Origin of the sequence: Bacillus sp. JCM 19034 (genome assembly GCF_001310635.1) — a bacterium.
Lineage (GTDB): Bacteria > Bacillota > Bacilli > Bacillales > Bacillaceae_D > Halalkalibacter.
The window spans coordinates 105,607-122,381 of record NZ_BAXR01000002.1; the positions used below are offsets into that span (position 1 = coordinate 105,607).

The following is a 16,775-nucleotide window of genomic DNA, read 5'->3' on the forward strand; positions in this document are numbered from 1 at the left end:
TATTAAACAAAAAATAGCACATTAAATATATCGAAAAAACCTATTTAACCTATTTAATACAAATTGTACATAGTTCTGTAACCACTGTTCAGTCCACTTCATTAAAATGTTATAAGAAACAATCCCTACTATTAAAAGAAAGATGGGAAGAGACATATTAACTGTGTGTAAAAATAAGGATAAGAAAATGGTAATTAAACTAAGCAATTTAATAATATCAATAGTTAAACTATATACAAGTGATTTAATAAAATACGACTTTAATTTCACTTCTAATGGCAACAAAAATAATATATCTGCCCTTTTTACAAATGTACGAACCTTTGTTTGCATTAAAAAGAAGGTTATAAATAGGGATAAAATTACTTCAACAGATATCTGAGAAGGTACCCACTTAAGAAATAAATTAAAATAATAAATAAAGATACTACCAATGACCAGGAAAAAATAAACAACATTCGCACCAATTATTGAATAGTACCTGAACATTTTTCTATAAAATTCATGAATCCTTAAATTCCATAATGTTTTTATATCCATAAATATACCCATACTTTCATGAACTTTTCTAATCCTTACTCAGTGCAATGTATAAATTGCTTTACTGTTTTCAATCTATATTAACATAACTTACCTTAATTGTTTAAAGGTGTTATTATAAAATAGAATTAATTAATAAGAAGAATATAGACTTTTCTTGTTTAATTAAACTGCTCGTTTCTTTTAGGGCATTACTTCACAAATTCATTATTAACTAATAATAATTTTGTGTTTTTTTGTTATAAATTTAAATTTGTGAAGTGGAAAGGTATACATGAATGAATCATACTGTGCATAAAAGGCAAATTAAACAACCTTTTCTTTGTTTGTGATAGGTAACGGAACCCGTTATTATAAAAATGACCTCTTTTACTTTAGTTACATGTAAACAAAGTAAAAGAGGTTTATTTAATAGGCATCAGTAGATAAATAGTTAAAGTTATAAAGGTAAATTTTCGAGATACTTTGTTGCCACACAATTAGAACGATCTATCCACTGTTTTAAACGGAAATGGAGACCGTTGACATTTTGAGTGTATTACAAACCTGTTAATAACGTGTTTGCCACCGTCTGATTTAATACGGTAATGCACTAATCCTTTTTCTTTAGGATAGGTTTTAAAGGCTCTCCACGCATCGGTTACAATCACAAGGCATCAAATATCAACATTTACCTTCAACAGAGCCTTCTAAAAAAAGTGTGTGTTAAACACCATGCACTTGTTCGCGAATTTGTCTAGGCTACTTTGTTTTTTTGTTCAGCTTTTGGCAAATCCACTATTTTATATATTCGCTTGGCTAAAATGGCAGCAAAGCATGTAAAAATGAAGTCTTTTATAAATGGAGCAGCCATCCAAGCCCAAACAGTTTGATAATTTACAGCTTCACCATCTGCTATTAAATTTAAATTAGCATACATATAATTGGTTCCAATTAAATAATTTATAAAAAGTCCGGTAAAGCAAGCTATGAAAAACGTAGACAGCTTCTTTTCTTTACTCTTTTCAATAATCCACCCTGCCACAAATGCTAAAATAATAAATGATAGCAAGAAACCAAATGTCGGACTGACAAACGTAGACAATCCGCCTCTAAATTGAGCAAAAACTGGAAACCCAACTAATCCAATTAGTATGTAAACAAGCATCGAAATCGAACCGAGACGTTTCCCTAATAGAGCACCAGCTAACATGGCAAAGAAAGGTTGCAGCGTAATAGGTACTGAACCGATCACAAGAAAGGATGTAAGATTGGCTCCGATCGTCATTAATGCGGCAAACATCGCTATATATACAAGTTGTTTCGTGTGGAAAGATCTCTTCATAATGCACCTCCAAATTTAATTGTACTCTAGTAGAATAATATGTGAAATGTCTATTGTCAACCTTAGTTAATGTAGGGTTGACAATCAAAGTGGTAAGAAAATATTGCCTTACAATTCTAATCATTAGTATAATAGAGAAGTATTACTAATATTGGAGGTTGATATAATGGCTCAAAATCCAGCTGGTTTCTGGATACGCTTAGGTGCATCAATTCTAGATAGTATTTTTCTTGCAATCGCTTTTTCAATCTTGTTGTTATTTATTCCATTCCCCGGTGCGGATGTAGTTGTGTATAACTTTGAGGATATTATAATCTATACACAAGCTGAAATTCTTTCACAAGCTTTTTCAGGAGTTGGGCAACTAGTCTATATGGTTATTCTGCCGGTTGTATGGTATGGTTTTACAGTTGGTAAACGTATATGTGGTGTTCGAATTGTGAAATTAGACGGTTCGAAACTAGGGATCGGAGCAATGATTTTACGGGCTGTTATTGCACTTGTTCTATATACAATCTCGTTCGGTTTGTTAGTTATAGTTAGTGGACTAATGGTCATGATTCGCCGTGATAAACGCAGCATTCATGATTTTATCGCTGGTACATATGTTACACGTGATTTACCTGAACAACTAGTTGAAAATGACTAAAAAAAGAAGTTGCCCCTTTTGGTGGGGGCAACTTCTTTTTAGTAAAACGAGTGAGTACTCTTAGGTTGATTCTAGATTACTTGAAAGAAGAACGTCGGAACCATACATCATGCTCAAATAATACTTTCAACTTAGTTAGAGAAAGTACGGCATGTTGAGAAAGTTTCATAATCCAAAGTAGGTAGTATCATGGCAGACGAACCAATTCAACGAATAATGGCTCCGAGTATTAGAACAAACGCAAAAGAGTTCTTTATTTAACTGCTTCTTTTAATTGTTTTCCAGCTTTAAATGCCGGTGTTTTTGTAGCTGCAATATCAATTTCTTCACCAGTTTGTGGATTACGTCCTTTTCGAGCGGCACGCTCACGTACTTCAAAGTTACCAAATCCGATTAATTGAACGCCCTCACCTGAAGCTAGTGTCTCGGAAATTACATCAAAAACAGCGTTTACAGCAGAAGTTGAATCCTTTTTTGATAATTGTGAACGCTCAGCAACAGCTTGAATTAACTCAGTTTTATTCATTTTTTTTCATCTCCTCATTTTCAATCATTATTCCATTTCCTGCTACCATCATGACCAATTTTAAAAGTTTTATACGTTTAAACGGAATATTCGTCACTTTTTATAGCTTTTTTCTTTATGTAAGTGGTAGAGGACGGCATTTACTTGGCCACCGATAACGAGAATAAGTCCAGTTAAGAAAAACCAGAGCATTAGTACAATTACTCCACCTAGGCTCCCATACGTAGCAGAAAATTGACCGAAGTGACTAATATAAGTAGAAAAAGCGATTGAGATCAGCTGCCAGCCAATAGTCGCAACAAAAGCACCGATTAAGACTTGTGAAAAGGTTAATTTCATATTGGGTGCTAACCGATAAACGATCATAAGAATGAGTGACATTAAGGTAATACCGATTATCCATCGTAACATCTTTAAGACAGCTGTCGTTTCAGCAGGCAAAAGGAAAAAGCGGTCAAGTGTGGTAATAATTAAATCACCAAACACTGGTAAAAGCAAAGCAATTACGATAACGATAATCATTGAAATGGTTAATCCGATCGATAGGAAGCGAAGTCGTAAAAAGCCCCTGGTTTCCTCCACAGTATAAGAACGATTAACGGCTCGAATGAGAGCGTTAATTCCATTCGAGGCAGACCAAACGGTAGCTAAAATCCCAAATGAGAGTAGACCTCCTTGCGGTTCGCTGACAACTTCGAATATCGTTGTAAACAAAATATCTGCTAACTCATTAGGTACAAAATCTTCAATAAAATGCTGTAAACCTTCTATGTCTATTTGAAAATAAGGGATAAGGGCTAAAATAAATATAATTAATGGAAAAATCGAAAGCATAAAATAATAGGCTAGCGTTGCTGCCCAATCAAGAATTGGATCTGATTTTAGACGATGAATCAGTGTAAACGTAAAATGCGATTTTTTCAACTTTGATCCCCTTTCTTTATGAAATACACTACAAGGTACTAAGAATGATATCTAATGATTATTCTAAAAAAAGACACCCTTTTTTTTATCCCCTTCTTTTTCTATCGCAAAACTTCTGTATAATAGGTAGGTGGGGAGGGAAATGAACATGTATAAAGCTAAAGAATCACCATTTATATGGATCGCTTGGATTATATTGGCGCTAATGTATGGCTCTGTTTTAGATAATGGCTATCAATATATCGCATATGCTAGTATTATCCTGTTTCTAATCTTTCTAACCATTACGTATGAGTTTGAAATAAACGAGAACCGTTGTCTATACCGTACACTCATAGTAGGAAAGGTAATAGGAACAAGAGAGCTTGAAGCCAATGAAATAAAAAAAATGACTATTATTAAATTTGGTAAACGTACGGTTGTAATCCTTCATCCGACAAAAGGATTTCGTATAAAACTAAAGCGTTTCGAACCTAATGGATTAGATGAGGAGCTAATGGATTTCTCGGAAAAACATAATATTCATAATGAGGTTTTCGGGAAAACACCTAAATAATTTGGTTACAAAGAGGAGGACTTTAAATGCCAACAGTCGAAAGTTTTGAACTTGATCATACAATTGTTAAAGCACCTTTTGTTAGACCTTGCGGTACAATTCCGGTCGGTACAGACGGTGAAGTAAACAAATTTGACATTCGTTTTTTCAACCTAATAAACAAGCGATGAAGCCGGATGTTATCCATACAATGGAGCATTTACTTGCATTGAATATCCGTCGTTTTGCAGAAAAATACGAACACTTTGAGGTTATTGATTTATCACCGATGGGCTGTCAAACAGGGTTTTATTTAATTATGAGCGGGAAACCTACTGTTGAAGAGCTGATCGATATTTTAGAAGAGACGATGAACTATTCACTCGAACTAACAGAAGTACCGGCAGCAACGGAGAAACAGTGTGGACAAGCAAAGCTCCATGATTTAGAAGGAGCAAAAAAGTTAATGAACTATTGGTTAAAACATGATAAAGCGACATTAAAAGAAGTGTTTGCTTAAAGAAAAAGGTGAATCTATTTGATTAGATTCACCTTTTCTATTTTACTTAGGGATAATTTCTATACTTTATACAAGCTTTTATATCCAAGGTGAAACATCTGCCTTCAATACATGCTTCATCAATTGTAGTGCATGCTCATTTCGCGTTTCTGTCTGGGCAGCAACTGCATTAGAAGGTACATGTATTTGGTATCCACGCATGTATGCATCATTTGCTGTAAATTGCACACACATATCAGCAGCTACACCTGTCAAGATTAGCGATTGAATGTTTAATTGATCTAATAGTAATTGGAGCGGCGTGTAAAAAAACCAGAGAATTGTGGTTTTAAAATAAAATAGTCATCATCGTCTGGTTGTAGTAATCTGCTAATTGTGTGGCCTCTTACCCTCTGTTCACTACAATGTGAAATGATTTGTTGGAAATCAGATTGCCAATTACCAAAATGATCATTGACATAAATAATCGGCACTTGTTCTGCTTTTAACTGCTCTTTCATGCTTTAATCGTATGAGCTGCTTCTTTTGCAAAAGAGAAGAGCTGATCGCCGTTTGTAAATTCAAAATCGTTGATCATATCAATAATAAGAAGTGCCGTATTCCTTTTATTTTCCACGATTAACATTCCTTTCTGTACTATAATAGGAAAAAGAAAATTAGGATTTAGGTAGAAAAAGCTATTCGTATCAACTGGTTGATATGTTATGATAAACAAAATACGTAGATCCATACATGTTTTATAAAGGAAGGTGCTAGCAAGATGGACGAGAAAAGAATTGAAATTCTACGCATTATTGAGAGTAATGGACGTATTCCTGTTTCAACGTTAGCTAAAATGGTTGATCTTACTGAAGAAGAAACCGCGTCCATATTAAAGAAGCTTGAAGAAGAGAAAGTTATTTTAAGCTATTCAGCTGTTATAGACTGGAGTAAGGTCCAACAGCGTGAAGGGGTAACTGCTGTAATAGATGTGAAGGTTACTCCACAACGTGGTGTTGGCTTTGATCAAGTTGCAGAACGGATTTATCGTTTCCCTGAGGTAAAGGCAGTATATTTAATGTCTGGAGCATATGATTTATCGGTTGTGATTGAAGGGAATACGATGCAAGAGACATCACGATTTGTGTCTGACAAGCTATCAACAATTGATTCAGTTATTTCGACTACAACTCATTTCCAACTGAAAAAATATAAACATGACGGTGTAGTTTTTGAACAAAGTGAGGAAGATCGTCGGATTGTGGTGACACCATGATTTCGTCTCAAACTAAAAAGAACAGTCGATTGTCAAAACGTGTTCAATCTATTAAGCCATCAGGCATTCGTCGTTTTTTTGATTTGGCTTCAAAAATGGATAATATTATTTCACTTGGCGTGGGTGAGCCTGATTTTGTCACACCATGGCATACGCGTGAAGCGAGTATTTCATCGTTAGAACGAGGTTTTACAGCATATTCAGCGAATGCAGGCTTAATTGAATTACGTCAGGAAATTTCTTATTACATGGAAAATCGCTTTTCTGTTCAGTATGACCCCGAGACAGAAGTACTCGTTACGGTAGGTGCAAGTGAGGGGATAGATATTGGGATGAGAGCCATTCTGGATGAGGGCGATGAAGTGATTGTTGTTGAACCGAGTTTCGTTTCTTATGCCCCACTCGTTGAAATGGCAGGGGGAGTTCCTGTTTCAATCGGAACATCGATTGAAAATGATTTTAAAGTAACTGCTGCAGCCATTGAAGAAGCGATCACAGATAAGACGAAGGCAATTATGCTTTGTTTTCCGAATAATCCGACGGGTTCTACGTTAACGAAAGAGGAGTTAAACGAGCTCGTAGATGTTATTGAGAAACATGACTTAATCGTTTTCTCCGACGAAATTTACGCGGAGCTAACTTATGATCACAAGCATGTTAGCTTTGCAGCTTTACCACGTATGAAAGATCGTACCATTCTTATTCAAGGTTTCTCGAAGGCTTTTGCTATGACAGGATGGCGTTTAGGCTTTGTTTTAGCTCCACCTGATTTGCTGGCAGCAATGTTAAAAATCCATCAATATAGTCTAATGTGTGCCCCAACAATGGCACAATATGGGGCACTTGAGGCATTACGCCAAGGGCTAGATGAAGTGGAAAAAATGAAGCAGTCTTACAAGCAAAGAAGAAATTTCATCGTTAAATCCTTTGCGGAAATTGGATTAACATGTCATCGTCCGGAGGGAGCTTTTTACGCTTTTCCACAAATTACGAATACAGGATTATCTTCAGAAGAATTTGCTGAAAAGCTGTTACTAGAAGAGCGAGTTGCTGTCGTGCCTGGTTCAGTATTTGGGGAAGGTGGAGAGGGACATATCCGATGCTCTTATGCTACTTCAATGGAACATTTAGAGCAGTCGATTGAGCGTATCGATTCTTTATTACAACGATTAAAATGATTCCTATAAAAGGCAAGGGCACATGCTCTTGCCTTTTAATCAGAATAGGCTGTTTAATTCCCCATGAAAGAAACAGCTGTGTATGAGTTACAATAAGTCGTATAGAAGATGAAAAGAGGGATAAAATGAGTTTTGGTTTTATGCAATTAGAGGCACCATACATCGAAGCATTAAAAGAGTTAAATATAACGGAACCAACAGATATTCAGAAAAAAATGATTCCAGAGGCTATAGCAGGACAAAGTATTATTGCTCGTTCACAAACAGGAACGGGGAAAACGCTTGCGTATTTGCTACCAGCATTAATGAAAATCGACAAGCAAATCCAACGTTTACAAGTGTTAATCCTAGCACCCACCCAAGAACTCGCGATGCAAGTCGTCGATGTGGCGAAAAAACTAACGGAAAAGGAGCCAATTCATATTAGTTCTTTTATCGGTGGAGCAAATATAAATCGTCAAGTTGACAAGCTAAAAAAACAAAAGCCACAGTTAGCTGTTGGAACACCTGGAAGGTTACTCGAACTTATTCAAATGAAAAAGCTGAAGCTAGCTGACCTGCAAGTTGTTATTATTGATGAGGCAGATCGAATGATGGGTGAGCAGCCATCATGGGAAGCAACAATGGAGATTGCCAAACGTGCTGGACGTGATACGCAATTTTTATCAGTGTCAGCAACAATCCCAGAAGGTATTACAGAACAAATGCAAAAGGTAGCACCATTTGTTATTGAATTAGAGGCAGAAGGAGGACTAGTTGATGAGGAAAATGTGAATCATTTCCTCATACGTGTCGACCAACGTGATAAAATCGATATGACAAGAAAACTGATGCATGCGGAAAAGATAAAAAGAGGAATTGTTTTTGTCAATCAATTAGAAAAACTGCACGAGACAGCTGAAAAATTAGTGTTTAAAGGACTACAAATCAAAGCACTATCATCAGATCATAACAAGCAAGAACGCGAACAGGCGATAAAGCAGTTACGTAATGGTGAGATTGAGCTTCTCGTCGCAACGGACATTGCCGCTAGAGGATTGGATATTGAAGATGTCACACATATTATTCAACTTGATGTAGCTGCAACTTCTGATCAGTACGTTCATCGAGCAGGTCGAACAGGAAGAATGGGAAAAGAAGGAACCGTGATTACGTTACTTGACCGCAAGGATGAGTACAAAGTTGAAAAGTATAAAAGGGATTTAAAAATTAACTTTGAAGAGGTCTTCATCACCCACGGACAACTGAAAAGGAAATGAAGTTATAATCCAGCAAATGGATGAAAAGAGTATATATTGATCTCCTTTACTTGAATAGTCATCTTATGTTAAAATTAAAAGGTTAAAAATTATCTAGGAGATGTATATGTATGTCAAATTATGAAGTTGGAAGTATCGTCGAGGGAAAGGTTACAGGTATTAAACCTTTCGGAGCGTTTGTAGCCCTTGATGAACAAAAGCAAGGTTTAGTTCATATCTCAGAAGTTGCTCATGGTTTCGTTAAGGATATTAATGATGTTCTTAAAGTGGGAGATGAGGTAAAAGTTAAAATTATGAATGTTGAGGAGGATTCTGGTAAAATCTCGCTTTCGATCCGTGCGACACAAGAAGCACCTGAGCGTCCAGCAAGTAAGCCGCGTCCACAAAACAATCGCAAACCGCAACAACAAAAGCCTCAGCAGCAGCAAGGCTTCAACACTCTAGAAGATAAGCTAAAAGAGTGGTTAAAGCAATCAAACGAAATTCAAGCTGATTTGAATAAACGTGCGAAGAAATAATGAATAGAAAAAGGAGATCATACAGTTTTTCGATCTCCTGCAGATTGTGGAGGAACCTCACTTTTATAAGTGGGGTTTTTTTCTATTTATCGAATCATATTTAAGCAAATTTGATGAAAAATAAGAAAAGGGTATTAGAAAAAACAAATATTCCCATTATGAATTTACTGGAAAATACTTAAATTGTAGAAGCGCAAAATTTTATAGAGCGTTATTAGCTAGTGTATCTATTTACTCTTATTAGGGTTAATGTATACCGTTGTTTGTATACACTGTTATAAAGTATAAGTTTAAATGGATGGGGAAATTTTCACATGATCGTGTTTTATGTATAAGTGGTTTATCATCTAGTTGAGAACATCAAGATCAGTAAAATATCAATGTATTTAAAAGCAATTGGACTTAAAACCTTAGAGAATAAATCTTGTTATTGAATAAATATCGATAATTCTATTTGCAAGTTTATTGACTGTTATTGAGTAACTATTGAATTAGAGTAAAGCAGAGCGGTGCAAGTATAAAAAAGGCTGTAGGCATAACAAATGCCATTTGATTCCTACTGTGCACCGCTCATGCTCATAAGGAGAAAAGCTTATTCTCCTACTTTTGTGTTTCAGGGACACGTTGAAGCTCTTCATCGGGCTTGAATAGAATAGAGATACAATATAAGCCAGCTAGTCCGACAATAGCATAAATGACACGAGAGAATGCAGCCGCTTGACCGCCAAAGATTGCTGCGACTAAATCGAAGCGGAAAAACCCAATCAGTCCCCAGTTAATTGCTCCGATAATCGCTAACGTTAAGGCTGTACGTTGAATACCGCTCATATTATTCACCTCCATTAATGGATAAAGTGGACACAACCATACAGTCATGTCTTACTGTATAGAATAACTAGCTTTTAAGTAAATTATACAAATAGAAGTCATTATCGTTTACAAAAGCAGTACTTTTTAGCGATAATAGACGCGAAAAGGAGGAATGAATTGTGCAACCATTTATTTTTCACAATCCAACTAAGTTGATATTTGGTAAAGGACAGAATGAACAGCTTGCTGAACAAGTAACGTCTTACGGTAAAAATATTTTACTTGTTTATGGTGGAGGTAGCATTAAAAAGAATGGCTTGTATGATTTTGTTATACGTGAACTACAGGAAGCTGGAGTAACAGTGACAGAATTAGCTGGCGTAGAACCAAATCCAAGGTTATCAACCGTACAAAAAGGAATTGACCTTTGTAAAGAGAAACAGCTAGATTTCGTTTTAGCCGTAGGTGGAGGAAGTGTGATTGATGCCTCAAAAGCAATCGCAGTAGGAGCGAAGCTTGAAGGTGAGATTTGGGATGTGATTAAAAAGAAAATTCAGCCTACTGGAGCACTCCCGCTTGGAACGATTTTAACGTTAGCAGCAACTGGCTCTGAGATGAATGCCGGTTCAGTAATAACGAACTGGGAAACACAAGAAAAGCACGGTTGGAGCAGTCAATATTCATTTCCAGCATTTTCAATATTAGATCCAGCAAATACGTTATCAGTACCGCTCGATCAAACGGTTTATGGAATTGTTGATATGATGAGTCATGTCATCGAGGCTTATTTCCATAAGGCAGACAATACACCGTTACAAGACCGAATAATGGAATCGATTTTAGTAACAGTTATGGAAACAGCACCAAAGCTTTTAAAAGACTTATCGAATGAGGACTATCGTGAAACGATTCTATATTGTGGAACGATGGCATTAAACGGTATTACGCAAATGGGACTTCGTGGTGATTGGGCTACCCATAATATTGAGCATGCTGTATCAGCTGTATATGATATTCCTCATGCAGGTGGGTTGGCGATTTTATTCCCACATACGCTTCGTTATGCTCTTGATGAAAAAATAGAACGTCACGTGCAATTAGCAACAAATGTGATGGGGGTTGACCCATCTAATAAAACCGATAAAGAAATAGCTCTAGAAGGGATCGAAAAACTATCTCATTTTTGGACCTCACTTGGGGCACCTAACCGGTTAGCTGATTATGATATTGATGACCGACAAATAGAAAAAATGGCTGACCATGCAGCAGAACGTGGTGCTTTCGGGAACTTCAAGAAGCTGGAAAAGGATGATGTCATCACCATTTTAAAGCAAGCGTTATAGAGGCGAAAGGTAATATTTACTATAATTCCGATGAAAAAACTCCACTTTCATCGGAATTTAGTAGAAAGGCTCTTGATTCTTTATTAACGTTCAGATAAAGTGAATAGTGATTGAAACTATTGAGGAGGCTTATGAATGGCTAAAGTACAATTTGATTACTCAAAAGCATTGTCGTTTTTTAATCAACATGAAATTGACTACTTACAAGATGCAGTAAAAGCAGCACATGAAGCTTTACATAATGGGACAGGTGCAGGAAGCGATTATTTAGGTTGGATTAATCTACCAAAAGAATATGACAAAGAGGAATTCTCTCGTATTCAAAAAGCGGCAGAGAAGATAAAACAAGATTCAGATGTACTTCTTGTAATTGGTATCGGCGGTTCCTATTTAGGTGCTCGTGCAGCAATTGAAGGATTACAGCATTCGTTTTATAACCTACAAACGAAGGAAGAGCGTAAAACCCCTCAAGTCTTTTTTGTCGGACAAAATATTAGCTCAACATATTTAAAGGATTTACTTTCATTAATTGAAGGCAAAGATGTTTCAGTCAATGTTATTTCTAAATCAGGTACGACGACTGAACCGGCAATTGCATTCCGAATTTTCCGTGATTATTTGGAAAAGAAATACGGTGTAGAAGAAGCTCGTAAGCGTATTTATGCTACTACGGATCGTGAAAAAGGAGCACTTAAAACGTTGGCAAGTGAAGAGGGTTACGAATCATTTGTCGTTCCAGATGATGTAGGTGGTCGTTATTCGGTTTTAACAGCAGTTGGCCTATTACCGATTGCCGTTAGTGGAATTGATATTGAGAAGATGATGCAAGGTGCAGCAGATGCTAGTGCAGATTTTAATAATCCAAATCTTGCTGAAAATCAATCATATCAGTATGCAGCTGTACGTAATGTCTTATACAATAAAGGAAAAACGATTGAATTAATGGTAAATTATGAGCCGTCTCTTCACTTTGTGTCAGAATGGTGGAAACAATTATATGGTGAGAGTGAAGGAAAGGATGGTAAGGGTATTTTCCCAGCATCGGTTGACTTCTCAACAGACCTTCATTCAATGGGACAATATGTACAGGATGGGCGTCGTGATCTCTTTGAAACGGTCATTTCTGTAGAAAAATCTCGTGAAGAAGTCGTTATTGAAAAAGCTGATAGCGACTTAGATGGCTTGAATTATTTAGCTGGTCAAACAATGGACTTTGTTAATAAAAAGGCATTTGAGGGAACGCTTTTAGCTCATACGGATGGCGGAGTTCCAAACTTAATTGTGAACGTACCTGAGTTAAATGAATACTATTTCGGTTATCTTGTCTACTTCTTTGAAAAAGCGTGCGGAATTAGTGGTTATTTACTAGGTGTAAATCCGTTTGACCAACCAGGAGTAGAAGCATATAAGAAAAACATGTTTGCTCTTCTTGGCAAGCCAGGATTTGAAAAGGAAAAAGCTGAGCTAGAAGCTCGTTTGAAGTAATGAAGTAGCTGTTGGGGCTAAGCCCTGACAGCTTTTTTATTATGATGAAAAAGGAGTTATTGTGGAACTTTAAAATTGAATTCTTTTATTGGAAATCATGCTTATGAATTTTCTTATTTGTCGTGGATACACTATGTATAAGATAATTTGAAGGGATGATCAGCATGCTGGCAATTGAATCTCCAGTAGAAGGTGCTCGTTTTAAATTGAAAGTGTTAGAAGATAAATTAAAGCCGCTTGGTTATTCAATAGGCGGTGGTTGGGAATACGATCACGGCAATTTTGATTATAAAATAGACGATGAAAATGGCTACACATTTTTGAGAGTGCCATTTACTGCAGTTGATGGTGAGCTAGATCAGAGGGGGGTTTCTGTTCAACTTGGAAAACCTTACCTTCTAAATCATCGCTATAAAGGAGGTCTTGATGATAATCCCGATGTTTTTAACGGATTAATTACTATAAATTTAAATAGTGCGATTAATCAATTCTCTGAACCGTTTGACAAAGATGGCGATATTGATTCTAAATATTTTCCAATTGCAAAAAGTTTAATTGATGAGTTGGAAATGACGTTATTAACGTAAAAAAAGGCATCCTTTTAAAGGGAGCCTTTTAAAGACCGTGGTCTTCAAATCGCTTTAAATCATTTTTATGTCCAATTAATATGAGGACATCATTTTTTAAGATAACATCACTAGGGTAGGGAGAAACGTTTATTTCTTCTCCACGTTTAATTGCTAAAATCGTACAGCCGTACTTTGCACGAATATCAAGATCAATGATTGAACGATCAGCAATTTTATCTGTGGCAATAAATTCAACAATACTGTATTCATCAGAAAGCTCAATATAGTCAATAATTTTATCGGAAGTTAAATGCTGAGCGATTCGTATCCCCATGTCGTATTCAGGATGGATAATTTGGTCAGCACCAATTTTCTCCAATACTTTATGGTGGTAATTGTTTTGAGCTTTCACCCAAACTTGAGGTACATTATGTTCTTTTAACAATAGTGTACATAAAATACTTGATTGAATATTATCACCTATTGCAACAACGACATGTTCAAAGTTACGTATACCAAGATTCTTTAAAACTCGATCATCGGTAGCATCGGCAATGACTGCATGTGTTGAAAAGTTCGTAAATTCATTTACTTTATCTTCATTTGTATCAATGGCTAACACTTCATGTCCCATTCGGTATAGCTCTCGACAAACGGAACTTCCAAAACGCCCTAGCCCAATGACGGCAAACTGTTTTCTCATTTTCTTCTCCCTTTACATAAATTCTGATTAACTAAGATTTAATGTACTCCTTTCTTTCTTATGCGTCAATGGTTAGCTACTAATTTTTTGATAAGTGGCCTCATCACATATTATATAGAGTTTTGCATCAGCAGGAATAGGATCTTGAAGCCGGCGAATAATGCTAAAATCTTCATGGTCGGCAATTAGTATAGCCCATACCTTTTTAAAGAAGTAAAAGCATCGTCATATACGATCCATTCAGGACGCTTACGAATTTCCCAAATATCATCACCGTGTTTTCGGTGGAGCAGTTGCATGAATAATTTGGTTGAGCCGTTGTAAATCGCCGATTGTGCCATCAAATCGGAAAAGACTTGATTGGATAATATATATTCATCAACATTAGCATGTTTGAAGTTTGAAATATGCTTTTCATTTAATACTTCTGCAATTGTATAGATTGGATGACTTCGTTCGCTAGCATAATTTTCAATTGCAGAGGCAATTAGTAATGTTTTACCATCTGCCTCAATGCTATTATGAATCGGGTCAGATGCAAAAATACAAACAGATGCAGCTTGTAAAATATTAGCACGTTCCAATGTTTCACGAGAGGTTGGATCTCCCTGAATATATTGAATACGAGGGTGACTGAGCGGTGCTGTTTGTTTTGTATCAATAAGAATAAGGTCACTTTTTTTTATCATTAACAATTCTTCAATCGTTTTATATGTTTTGCTTGACCATCCAATGATAATAAAGTGATCCTTCCCTCTATAATTCAATTTTCCTTCCTCCTTCATTTTTTGATAGGTACTAAATCCGTCTACGATTTTTCCGATCATGACACCAATTAAGGCAATTCCACTTAGATAAAGGAAAATTCCAAAGATTTGACCCAAAACCGTCTTTGGAACGTAATCACCATAACCCACCGTTGTAACAGTCGTCATGACCCACCATAGGCCAATAAATGGATTTGGAAAGGTTTCTGGTTCTATTGCGTAAATGATAAATGCACTAATAAGACAAAAAACACCTGTAAAGGCAAAAATAATGGTACGGCGTATACGAATGATTTTTTTATTAGCTCGAACATAACCTTCTCCTCCTATATACCTTGTCATTATAGCCATTTTAGTAGCGAAACAATCGTCTTTTTGATAACATTAATGGGATAGGGGGGAGAATGAACATGTCAGCGGTTATTTTTGGTTTGGCCATTTTTTGCGGTTGGTTTGTTTTTGACCTTGTTAAACATAAAAAAGTAACGAAGGAAATGGTCATTAGTTCTCTAGTGATTAGTGTAATTGCAGGAGTTGTCTGGTGGATACTAGATTTATTATTCTAGGAGGAAAATACTTGCATGGTGAGGTGGAACATTCTATAATTGATCTTGTCTATCTAAAATGTGGGGCATTAGCTCAGCTGGGAGAGCGCTTCGCTGGCAGCGAAGAGGTCAGCGGTTCGAGCCCGCTATGCTCCATTTAAAATAAAACCTTGAATAATCATTTTCTATAGACTATATCTGAATCGATCAAGAAGAACAAATTAGTTATCACCACCATTTTTCCTTAGCACATAAATTCCACGTTTCAGCAAAATCCTCTTATGAATTTCCACACCATTTTCAATCTTCCTTTAGATCCTGAATCTGCTGCTCTACATAAATAAACTGAAAAACCTTTTAAGCTTGAGACACTTTCGTGAAAAAGTCTTTTGCACCATCCAAGCTTTTAATTTAGCACAGTTATGCATAAAAATGCCTCTCCTATTATGCTTATTTTGCCAAAGGAGAGGTTTTTATGTTTTAGATTTCTGTGCGTATATCCCATAATTCTGGGAAAAACGTTGATCTAATACTCTTTTTAAGTAATTTACTCCTGATGAGCCACCAGTTCCCACTTTAAAGCCGATAATACGCTCGACCGTTTTCATGTGCCGGAAGCGCCATTGCTGCAGCCAATCTTCAATATCCACAAGCTTTTCTGCAAGTTGGTATAAATTCCAATATTGGTCGGTATGACGGTAGACGGTGAGCCAAGCATCACGAACAGTCTCATCCGCTACATATGGCTTTGAAAAATCACGATTGAGTAAGTCGGGGTTAATCGGCAGTCCTGCTCTTGAAAGTGCTTGAAGTGAAACGTCATATAGGCTTGGTGCATGAAACTCTCTCTCAAGCAATTGATGAAGCTTGGCGTCTTTTTCATAAATTTTTAAAATATGGCCTGTTTTATAACCGAGAGCAAATTCAATTAGACGATATTGATACGACTGAAAGCCCGATGCTTGACCTAGTGAATCACGGAACTCCATGTATTCCGAAGGAGTCAAGGTTGAAAGAACATCCCATGCTTGGATAATTTGTGCTTGAATTTTAGAGACGCGGGCTAGTCGTTTAAATGAAGTGGGCAAGTCATCTGCTTGAATGGAATGAATCGCTGCGTTAGTTTCATGTAAGATCAGTTTCATCCAAAGCTCGCTCACTTGATGAATGATGATAAAAAGCATCTCATCATGGTGATCAGATAGACGGTCTTGACTGGAGAGTAAGCCATCTAATTGTAAATATTCACCGTATGTCATATTACTTTTAAAATCAGTATGAATCCCTTTTTCATTAGACGTTGCTTTATTTTGATAATCGGACAT

Annotated in this window: 19 protein-coding genes, 1 tRNA gene and 3 pseudogenes; 12 read left to right on the forward strand and 11 right to left on the reverse strand. The window is 36.3% G+C overall.

Annotation, left to right across the window (positions count from 1 at the left end):
* Positions 1-21: 21 nt before the first annotated feature.
* From JCM19034_RS24605 to JCM19034_RS04045, 3 genes and pseudogenes are all read right to left on the reverse strand, one after another.
* Positions 22-552: an ABC transporter permease gene (locus JCM19034_RS24605; protein WP_062047524.1), complete on the reverse strand. Its 531-nt coding sequence runs from the start codon at positions 550-552 to the stop codon at positions 22-24.
* Positions 553-991: 439 nt separating this feature from the next.
* Positions 992-1,190 (reverse strand): annotated as a pseudogene (locus JCM19034_RS20830) (IS1595 family transposase); the annotation flags it as partial.
* An 86-nt stretch (positions 1,191-1,276) separates the two neighbouring features.
* Entirely contained in the window at positions 1,277-1,864 is a 588-nt protein-coding gene (locus JCM19034_RS04045) for a biotin transporter BioY (RefSeq protein ID WP_062047526.1), read from the reverse strand.
* Positions 1,865-2,027: 163 nt separating this feature from the next.
* On the opposite strand from JCM19034_RS04045, the gene JCM19034_RS04050 reads away from it, so the two are divergent.
* On the forward strand, positions 2,028-2,513 hold the full coding sequence (locus JCM19034_RS04050; RefSeq protein ID WP_156323895.1) for an RDD family protein: 486 nt from the start codon (positions 2,028-2,030) through the stop codon (positions 2,511-2,513).
* Positions 2,514-2,766: 253 nt separating this feature from the next.
* Here the strand turns inward: JCM19034_RS04050 and JCM19034_RS04055 are convergent, their stop codons facing one another.
* Both JCM19034_RS04055 and JCM19034_RS04060 read right to left on the reverse strand, forming a co-directional pair.
* On the reverse strand, positions 2,767-3,039 hold the full coding sequence (locus tag JCM19034_RS04055) for an HU family DNA-binding protein (protein ID WP_062047530.1): 273 nt from the start codon (positions 3,037-3,039) through the stop codon (positions 2,767-2,769).
* Between the two features lie 93 nt (positions 3,040-3,132).
* Positions 3,133-3,963 (reverse strand): YihY/virulence factor BrkB family protein, encoded by an 831-nt coding sequence (locus tag JCM19034_RS04060; protein WP_062047531.1) that lies wholly within the window; start codon positions 3,961-3,963, stop codon positions 3,133-3,135.
* Between the two features lie 148 nt (positions 3,964-4,111).
* Between JCM19034_RS04060 and JCM19034_RS04065 the strand changes: the two genes are divergently transcribed.
* Both JCM19034_RS04065 and JCM19034_RS04070 read left to right on the forward strand, forming a co-directional pair.
* The gene (locus JCM19034_RS04065; RefSeq protein WP_156323867.1) at positions 4,112-4,519 is read left to right on the forward strand and encodes a hypothetical protein; all 408 of its coding nucleotides are present in this window, start codon (positions 4,112-4,114) and stop codon (positions 4,517-4,519) included.
* Positions 4,520-4,545: 26 nt separating this feature from the next.
* Positions 4,546-5,018, forward strand: a pseudogene (locus JCM19034_RS04070) (S-ribosylhomocysteine lyase).
* Positions 5,019-5,096: 78 nt separating this feature from the next.
* Here the strand turns inward: JCM19034_RS04070 and JCM19034_RS22800 are convergent.
* Together JCM19034_RS22800 and JCM19034_RS22805 are read right to left on the reverse strand one after the other, a co-directional pair.
* Complete coding sequence (locus tag JCM19034_RS22800; RefSeq protein WP_304523996.1) at positions 5,097-5,339, reverse strand: cysteine hydrolase family protein; 243 nt, start codon at positions 5,337-5,339, stop codon at positions 5,097-5,099.
* A complete protein-coding gene (locus tag JCM19034_RS22805) occupies positions 5,300-5,518 on the reverse strand; it encodes a hypothetical protein (protein WP_231686802.1) in 219 nt (72 codons plus the stop codon). Before JCM19034_RS22805 ends, JCM19034_RS22800 begins: the two co-directional genes overlap by 40 nt.
* Before the next feature lie 260 nt (positions 5,519-5,778).
* Between JCM19034_RS22805 and JCM19034_RS04080 the strand changes: the two genes are divergently transcribed.
* The 4 genes from JCM19034_RS04080 (at position 5,779) to yugI (ending at position 9,228) form a co-directional block, all read left to right on the forward strand.
* On the forward strand, positions 5,779-6,273 hold the full coding sequence (locus JCM19034_RS04080; protein WP_062047536.1) for an Lrp/AsnC family transcriptional regulator: 495 nt from the start codon (positions 5,779-5,781) through the stop codon (positions 6,271-6,273).
* Complete coding sequence (locus JCM19034_RS04085) at positions 6,270-7,451, forward strand: aminotransferase (RefSeq protein ID WP_062047538.1); 1,182 nt, start codon at positions 6,270-6,272, stop codon at positions 7,449-7,451. The genes JCM19034_RS04080 and JCM19034_RS04085 overlap by 4 nt, the downstream gene beginning before the upstream one ends.
* Positions 7,452-7,576: 125 nt before the next feature.
* Positions 7,577-8,710: a DEAD/DEAH box helicase gene (locus JCM19034_RS04090; protein WP_062047540.1), complete on the forward strand. Its 1,134-nt coding sequence runs from the start codon at positions 7,577-7,579 to the stop codon at positions 8,708-8,710.
* 110 nt (positions 8,711-8,820) lie between these two features.
* The gene (yugI, locus tag JCM19034_RS04095) at positions 8,821-9,228 is read left to right on the forward strand and encodes a S1 domain-containing post-transcriptional regulator GSP13 (protein WP_062047542.1); all 408 of its coding nucleotides are present in this window, start codon (positions 8,821-8,823) and stop codon (positions 9,226-9,228) included.
* 600 nt (positions 9,229-9,828) lie between these two features.
* Here the strand turns inward: yugI and JCM19034_RS04100 are convergent.
* Complete coding sequence (locus tag JCM19034_RS04100) at positions 9,829-10,056, reverse strand: DUF378 domain-containing protein (RefSeq protein WP_062047543.1); 228 nt, start codon at positions 10,054-10,056, stop codon at positions 9,829-9,831.
* Between the two features lie 161 nt (positions 10,057-10,217).
* On the opposite strand from JCM19034_RS04100, the gene JCM19034_RS04105 reads away from it, so the two are divergent.
* The 3 genes from JCM19034_RS04105 to JCM19034_RS04115 all read left to right on the forward strand — a co-directional run bounded on the left by JCM19034_RS04105 (position 10,218) and on the right by JCM19034_RS04115 (position 13,453).
* Positions 10,218-11,381 carry an iron-containing alcohol dehydrogenase gene (locus tag JCM19034_RS04105; RefSeq protein WP_062047545.1) on the forward strand — a complete coding sequence of 388 codons (1,164 nt, stop codon included), beginning with the start codon at positions 10,218-10,220 and terminating at the stop codon, positions 11,379-11,381.
* Between the two features lie 135 nt (positions 11,382-11,516).
* Positions 11,517-12,866, forward strand: coding sequence for a glucose-6-phosphate isomerase (locus tag JCM19034_RS04110; RefSeq protein WP_062047547.1), 1,350 nt, complete (start codon positions 11,517-11,519; stop codon positions 12,864-12,866).
* Between the two features lie 164 nt (positions 12,867-13,030).
* Positions 13,031-13,453, forward strand: a complete 423-nt coding sequence (locus JCM19034_RS04115) for a YugN-like family protein (protein ID WP_062047550.1) — start codon at positions 13,031-13,033, stop codon at positions 13,451-13,453.
* A gap of 28 nt (positions 13,454-13,481) precedes the next feature.
* Here JCM19034_RS04115 and JCM19034_RS04120 read toward each other — a convergent pair whose 3' ends face one another.
* Positions 13,482-14,138 (reverse strand): TrkA family potassium uptake protein, encoded by a 657-nt coding sequence (locus JCM19034_RS04120; protein WP_062047552.1) that lies wholly within the window; start codon positions 14,136-14,138, stop codon positions 13,482-13,484.
* 185 nt (positions 14,139-14,323) lie between these two features.
* On the reverse strand, positions 14,324-15,247 hold the full coding sequence (locus JCM19034_RS04125; RefSeq protein WP_062047554.1) for a potassium channel family protein: 924 nt from the start codon (positions 15,245-15,247) through the stop codon (positions 14,324-14,326).
* A gap of 68 nt (positions 15,248-15,315) precedes the next feature.
* Here JCM19034_RS04125 and JCM19034_RS22170 point away from each other — a divergent pair, with 68 nt between their 5' ends.
* Together JCM19034_RS22170 and JCM19034_RS04130 are read left to right on the forward strand one after the other, a co-directional pair.
* Positions 15,316-15,471: a hypothetical protein gene (locus JCM19034_RS22170; protein ID WP_197276355.1), complete on the forward strand. Its 156-nt coding sequence runs from the start codon at positions 15,316-15,318 to the stop codon at positions 15,469-15,471.
* Between the two features lie 62 nt (positions 15,472-15,533).
* Positions 15,534-15,606, forward strand: a tRNA-Ala gene (locus JCM19034_RS04130).
* Positions 15,607-15,930: 324 nt separating this feature from the next.
* Here the strand turns inward: JCM19034_RS04130 and kynA are convergent.
* A pseudogene (gene kynA, locus JCM19034_RS04135) lies at positions 15,931-16,775 on the reverse strand (tryptophan 2,3-dioxygenase).